Below are 5,307 nucleotides of genomic sequence, written 5' to 3'. Positions count from 1 at the left end.
GAGATGCCCTCACGACGGCACAGCTCGGCACTGCTGTCTTCGCCACGCAGGCAATCCAGCACGATCCGGATCCTCTCTTCGGATGAATAATCTTTGCGGCTCGCCCGTTTCATGTCGTTCACGATGTTCTCGCCAGGGCTTTTGCGTGTTCCAGTTGTGTGTCTCATCGGGCACTCCTCACTGGTTATGATGAGCCAACAACACTCTCTTATCAAATAACGCTATTTGGACCCATAAGCGCTGACGTCAGACACCTCCAAACTTCATGGTTCAGACTTGCGCGCCCACAACGTCGGTATGGTGCGGATGCAAAAAGTGACAGAACATGGCGACCCCGAAAGTGTCAAAGAAGCAATCGAAAGCTACACGGTGTTGGCAGTCGCTTAGCCGAGTGAGACGAAAGAGTGTGACTACATGCTAATCCGTTTCTGTCTGACTCGATCAGTTTTGGTCGTTAGGGGGCGACTGCAATGCAGGTTTAGATTGGCGTGTCCAATCCTTGTCATGTGAAAAAACATCGTGTAAAAGTGAAGTGAAATCAACGGCATCGCATGATGAGTGCGGGTTTAGTAGTAGATGTTAATAATTTCCTAAACTTGTAGCCGTATCATGAACTCATAGGTCGTTAGCAGGCGGTACAAGATGTGCGCGGGGTCCCCGCGCCATCTTGGGAAGGGGGCTCAAATGCCGCCCCCGTTCCATCCCCGGCTTGTGCGGAAAGCACCATGGAGACCGATTCTCGGCCCCCGGTATTTCCGCAAGCAGCGTTTCGTCGCTGCACTACGACCAAAGAGCCTTCGAGCCCTTTGGATACCTGATCAGGAGATTTCGATCTCCTGAACCAACGACCGGTGTTTTGGCACCGGCTTCAACCAAGGGAGACTTCGGCTCTCCCTGTGGAACCCATCAACCAGGGCGTTCGCACCCTGGACGGCGATCAGCGTTTCGGCGCTGAACAACGAGCACGGAGACGGCCGTGCAGCCGATGTGAGGAGTGCAGAAGAAGGATTGCGCCATGGCCCGAAGCGGCAGCGAAAATAGGCAGCGCCAAATCACACTCAAGGCGCGTTTTAACGAGCAGGAAGCCGCGCTCGTGAAAGCTCAGGCGGACGCCGCCGGTGTGCCCGTTGCCGGTCTCATTCGCTACGCCTTGCTCGATCAGACGCCGATCCGCGCAACCCGTACGCCGCCGCTTGATCGCCAATCCGCAGCCCGTATTCTTGCGGTTCTTGGCCCGCTCGCCTTCTACCTGAAAGAGGCGCATACACAGGGCAATCATGAGCATCTGAACGAACTCATAATCGCCGCGCAACGCGACCTGGTAGAAATGCGGACCGTGCTGTTGTCGTCGCTCGGGCGGGAACCGTGAGGTGTTGCCATGATCCTCAAAGGCAATGCCCGATCAGGCGGCTCTGATCTCGCCACCCATCTGCTAAACGCCTACGATAACGAACGCGTTGAGCTTGCCGATCTTCGCGGCACAATTGCGGATGATCTGCATGGCGCGTTCGCTGAATTTGATGCGATCGCGTCGGGCACCAAGGCGAAAAAGCCGCTCTATAGTCTGTCTATCAATCCAAGCGAACCGCTGACGCGGGAGCAGTATTTCGAGGCCGTCGAGGCCATCGAAAACAAGCTGGGATTGACGGATCAGCCACGCGCCATCGTGTTCCACACCAAAGAAGGGCGCGAGCATTGCCACGTCGTTTGGTCGCGCATCGACGGCCTTGAGATGAAAGCCATCCACCTGGCCCATGATCGCCGTAAACTGTGCGACATGGCGGTGCAGCTTGCTGAGAAGCACGGACATGAACTGCCCGAAGGACTCAAGGCCTGGAAGAAACGCGAGCAGTTCAAAAAGGAACAGCTCGAAGCAAACCTTGCCGAAAACGCCCAAACAAAGAAGACCGGCATAACGCCGGAGCAACGACGTGCTGAAATCACGGAAGCCTATGAGGTTGCTGACAGCGCGATGGCGTTCCAGAACGCGCTTGAAGAGAAGGGTTACATTCTCGCCAATGGCGATCGTCGCGCCTTCGTTGTCGTCGATGAATTCGGCGACGTGCACAGTCTTTCGCGACACATCAAAGGCGTAAAATCAAAAGAACTGAATGAGCGGCTTGGCAGCCTTGAATCGGCGACGTTGCCGTCCGTTGAGCAGGCCAAGGTGCAAGCTCGGGCGCGTCAGAAGGCGGCCGAAGAGCGTGCGCGCGAGCAGCATGATCACGATCATGACTCAGCTGATGATCGCGACCATCACCATGATGATCGGATCAAACGCGCGACCTCCGAAAAAGAGGCAGCAATGGAGCGCGCTCAGGGTGCGCGCTGGCAGGCGCTTGCGCAGACTGAGCAGGCAATACTTTTGACCCAGCAACAGGAACGTCTTGCGCTACATGCCGCGCAGCATGCCGAAGCCACAAGCAAAGTTTTTCGGCTGCGTTCGCGCGTTGCCGATCTGATTTCAAGAACACCGGCATTGCGCTCTGTTCTTGGGCATATTTCCGAGCGAACAGGGCTTGATCCGCGCGAGCGGCACGGGCTTGAAAACGAAGCGCTTGAGCGGCGACATGAGCGCGAGAAAATCGTCATGGAAGGTCAGAAAAAAGCCCTCGATAAGATTGATCGGCGCGAGCGAAGATCGCTTGAGCGCGATCTTAAACGCGAGGCGCTTAGGGAGAAATTCCGGCAAGCAGGGCAGCATGACGCCGACGATCAAGGCGTTGATGAAAAAGAGGCCGTCCGGGCCGCAAAAACCGATCCCCGACTCGCGCAGGAAGGAGCGCTCGGGGACGAATTCAACGCGGCGGCACGTGTTCAGCAAGGGCAGTCCGATAGTGATGGTGGTAGTGATGATAGTGGTGATGATCAGCGCAAAAGCTGGAAGCGGCGCGCCGACGAGGTGGGGCAGAAGCGCGGCCGTGGGCGCGGTGGTGGTTTCGGTCACAGCCGAGATGAGTGATACTAGACGCAGCTTCGCGCTAGTGCAGAAAGGAATTTACATGAGTGAAGATGAAGTCACTGTTACGATCACCATCAGTCGAAAGGCTTATGAAAAAGCGGTAACGCTATCCAAAGACGAGCACGGCCCGGCCGGTGAATTAGCCGGTTTGATGAGCGCTGATGAATACATCGAACGCCTTGTCGCGGTCGCACTTGAAGACTGAAATTTGCAGGGACCACGATCCCCGCAGCAAAACGAGGCGGCTACGAAGTTGTTTGCGATGTGGCAAACAAGTTTGGGTTTGCGACGGCGGGCTACTTTCCCGTCAGGTGGCCGCGTGCGTCCTGAAACAGGTCGATAATATCGGCATGATCATCGCCTAACCCTTCGATGCAGAAGGGGTTTAAGAACTGGCGACCGACAAACAGGCTCTTATCTGTTGGAGATAGTCCTGCAATTTCGCAGATCGCGTCCCATTCGCCTGCAATCGTCACGATTTGCTGGTGAATGATTGATTTCGCGTCCTCTGCTGTGAGCAGAAAATCAGGCGCTGCAGCGATGCAGGTGCTGAGCGTGCTCATGCGGTCGTCGCCCTTGATGAGCATGGCCTGTGATGCCTCATTGCCAGCTCTACCCTGTGGGCAGATGTCATAAGCAGGGGTGAGAGTGAGCATTTTGCCATCCCAAAATGCCGCATGATTGCGTGCGTGATCGTCGGTGTTGCCGCAGAGAATGTTAAAGCATATCCGCCCATAGAGCTCTTTGAGCGTCTTCTTCGGCTCTGTGAAGCGGTGACGGATGATTTCGGCGAGGTCTTCATAGGAAGCATACCGCGCCATCATTTCGTCAAGCCCGAGCATCGTGAGCGCTGATACCATTGCTCTGCGCTGCCAGTTATCCTTGGATTTGATCCGATCAAATCGTTCGATCAGCAGCACATCTTTGCCTGCAGCGTGGGTAAAAGAGACGGGCGCGACATTGAGGTCGCATGCCCGCGCAAGACTCATGGCAATGAATTCTGCCTTAACCACACTATAAATGTCAGTGCCGGATGAAAATTTAGCGATCAGTTTGCGATCGCCATCATCAATCAACGCCTTTGGGCGTGCGCCACCGATCGACGTGCCGTGATTGAGGGCTTGGTCGAGCGCCGGTGTGAGCGGAATGCCTTTTTCGATCCGTTCGGCGGCCGCGAGCAGTTCCTCATATGAAGCCTCTGATTTGATGCGCGGGACGTACTCTGTGGCTGAATGTTGGAAGTCCAGCGCGCCAATGCGGTCAGAGCCAGATTCAAGAAGGTAGGTCAGCTCGCTGATCTCGCGGACTTCGGCCTCAGCCGCTTTTGCACCAACAAGGCGGTTGATAATGACCCTGCGTCCCCACGCATCGGGTGAGCCGTCACGAATGCAACTGGCCATGGTAAGGTCTGCGATTGGTTCGATCCGGCCGCGGCGGAGTGGCAATTCGGGATCGTAGATCGGAACCGCATTCTTACGCTCAAGGTAGCTGGCACCATAGTTGAAGACATAGCGCTCGCCGATTTGTTCGATGCGACCAGCAACGACGGGTTCCGTCTCGCCCGGCAGCCAAACCCAGACAAACGCTTCTTTGATCTGTGCATCCTTAGAAATCATCATCGACCTCCTGCTTTGAGGTCCGGACGCTCTTCGGGAGCAGCGTCAGTTTTTCATCAAGTCTTGCATTGTGCATGGCCAGCGTGCGGTCATCGAACTCGAACAGGCGGACACCGACAAGTACAGCCACCTCGAAGACAGTGCCGATCTCAGGGCCTGTCTCGCCGTACTCGATCTTGCGGAGTGTCTTACGCGTGATTCCAGCACGTTCGGCGAGTTCAGCAGCCGTGAGGCCACGCTCCACCCGACCTACTTTGACAAGTTTGCCGAGGATTGTGAGCGCTTGCTTTGTTGCGCGGGAATAGCTTCGTGTTCTTCTCATTGTCCTGCTACCGTTTGGGTAAGTTAAGGCCCGTGAAGACGCTTCATGGGTCTTTAAGTACTCACTATAGGCAGAGTTTAAGCTACTTGTCAAGTCAATGGGTAATTTATGACCCATAAGGCTTGCTCGCGGGTCTTAGAATGCTCATTGTAGGAGATACGATAGTAGGTTCTAAACTCACCAGCAAAGCAGGGCGGGCTGGGTGCCTGCTTCGTCCTCGCCGCCGCCACCCCCGCTCAGGGTGAGGGGTGACGGACGGCTCCGGCGTGTCTGACGTCAGCGCTTATGGGTCCAAATAGCGTTATTTGATAAGAGAGTGTTGTTGGCTCATCATAACCACTGAGGAGTGGCCGATGAGACAGACAACTGGAACACGCAAAAGCCCTGGCGAGAAGATCGTCAAAGAC

At 55.6% G+C, this 5,307-nt stretch carries 6 protein-coding genes; 3 read left to right on the top strand and 3 right to left on the bottom strand.

Going from position 1 to position 5,307, the window contains the following annotated elements:
- A partial coding sequence (locus tag AC13DE_RS01380; protein WP_483046776.1) for a transposase occupies nucleotides 1-167 on the bottom strand: 167 nt, incomplete at its 3' end.
- Between the two features lie 848 nt (nucleotides 168-1,015).
- Between AC13DE_RS01380 and AC13DE_RS01375 the strand changes: the two genes are divergently transcribed.
- The 3 genes from AC13DE_RS01375 to AC13DE_RS01365 are packed head-to-tail and all read left to right on the top strand — an operon-like array spanning nucleotide 1,016 to nucleotide 3,167.
- Nucleotides 1,016-1,369 (top strand): plasmid mobilization protein, encoded by a 354-nt coding sequence (locus AC13DE_RS01375; protein WP_483046775.1) that lies wholly within the window; start codon nucleotides 1,016-1,018, stop codon nucleotides 1,367-1,369.
- A 9-nt stretch (nucleotides 1,370-1,378) separates the two neighbouring features.
- Entirely contained in the window at nucleotides 1,379-2,962 is a 1,584-nt protein-coding gene (locus AC13DE_RS01370) for a relaxase/mobilization nuclease domain-containing protein (protein WP_483046774.1), read from the top strand.
- A 40-nt stretch (nucleotides 2,963-3,002) separates the two neighbouring features.
- The gene (locus AC13DE_RS01365; RefSeq protein ID WP_483046773.1) at nucleotides 3,003-3,167 is read left to right on the top strand and encodes a hypothetical protein; all 165 of its coding nucleotides are present in this window, start codon (nucleotides 3,003-3,005) and stop codon (nucleotides 3,165-3,167) included.
- A 91-nt stretch (nucleotides 3,168-3,258) separates the two neighbouring features.
- On the opposite strand, the gene AC13DE_RS01360 is transcribed toward AC13DE_RS01365, so the two are convergent.
- Both AC13DE_RS01360 and AC13DE_RS01355 read right to left on the bottom strand, forming a co-directional pair.
- Nucleotides 3,259-4,581 carry a type II toxin-antitoxin system HipA family toxin gene (locus AC13DE_RS01360; RefSeq protein WP_483046772.1) on the bottom strand — a complete coding sequence of 441 codons (1,323 nt, stop codon included), beginning with the start codon at nucleotides 4,579-4,581 and terminating at the stop codon, nucleotides 3,259-3,261.
- The gene (locus AC13DE_RS01355; RefSeq protein ID WP_483046771.1) at nucleotides 4,568-4,900 is read right to left on the bottom strand and encodes a helix-turn-helix transcriptional regulator; all 333 of its coding nucleotides are present in this window, start codon (nucleotides 4,898-4,900) and stop codon (nucleotides 4,568-4,570) included. Before AC13DE_RS01355 ends, AC13DE_RS01360 begins: the two co-directional genes overlap by 14 nt.
- Nucleotides 4,901-5,307: the final 407 nt, after the last annotated feature.

This window comes from Sulfitobacter sp. L-8 (assembly GCF_056859255.1).
Note: the sequence above shows the minus strand (reverse complement) of the source record. Positions and strands in the feature narration are given on the sequence as shown.

Coding starts and splice junctions, on each gene's coding strand:
- AC13DE_RS01375 (WP_483046775.1), top strand. CDS start 1,016: ATGGCCCGAAGCGGCAGCGAAAATAGGCAGCGCCAAATCACACTCAAG.
- AC13DE_RS01370 (WP_483046774.1), top strand. CDS start 1,379: ATGATCCTCAAAGGCAATGCCCGATCAGGCGGCTCTGATCTCGCCACC.
- AC13DE_RS01365 (WP_483046773.1), top strand. CDS start 3,003: ATGAGTGAAGATGAAGTCACTGTTACGATCACCATCAGTCGAAAGGCT.
- AC13DE_RS01360 (WP_483046772.1), bottom strand. CDS start 4,581: ATGATGATTTCTAAGGATGCACAGATCAAAGAAGCGTTTGTCTGGGTT.
- AC13DE_RS01355 (WP_483046771.1), bottom strand. CDS start 4,900: ATGAGAAGAACACGAAGCTATTCCCGCGCAACAAAGCAAGCGCTCACA.